This is a genomic window from Streptacidiphilus pinicola, assembly GCF_003258295.1.
GTDB classification, from domain to species: Bacteria; Actinomycetota; Actinomycetes; order Streptomycetales; family Streptomycetaceae; genus Streptacidiphilus; species Streptacidiphilus pinicola.
The window spans coordinates 48,041-48,465 of sequence record NZ_QKYN01000136.1 but is presented as its reverse complement, the minus strand read 5'-3'; the positions used below and the strand labels follow the sequence as shown (position 1 = coordinate 48,465).

Annotated in this window: 1 protein-coding gene; it reads left to right on the top strand. The window is 78.8% G+C overall.

Annotated elements, in window-relative coordinates:
• Positions 1–125: 125 nt before the first annotated feature.
• A partial coding sequence (locus DN069_RS40480) for a hypothetical protein (RefSeq protein WP_207892331.1) occupies positions 126–425 on the top strand: 300 nt, incomplete at its 3' end.

The following is a 425-nucleotide window of genomic DNA, read 5'->3' as shown; positions in this document are numbered from 1 at the left end:
ACTTCCAGGTGCCGCTGCAGGCGCCCGGGCAGCCGGGTGGGCCGGTGCCGTTCCAGCGGCCGGACTTCGGGGGGCCGCAGGAGCCGCCCGCGGCGTATGCCGGGGGTGACGGAGGGTCGCGCCGGATGCCGACCGGGGTGCTGGTGGTGCTGGTGCTCGTCACCGCCGCGCTGCTCGGCGTCGGCGCGGTGTGGGGCCTCGGGCTGGGGCGCTCCTCGCACGGCAGCGCCGGGCCGAGCACCTCGCCCGTCGCGTCCGGGAGCGGAGGCGGCAGCCCGTCCGGCTCGGCCGCCCCGAGCGACTCGACGTCCGCGTCGGCATCGGCCTCTCCCGGCGCGTCCGCCAGTGCCGGGGCGCAGGCACAGGCGCAGGCCGTGGACAGCCTGCTGGCGCAGAGCAAGGCCGTGCGCCAGTCCATCGCGTCG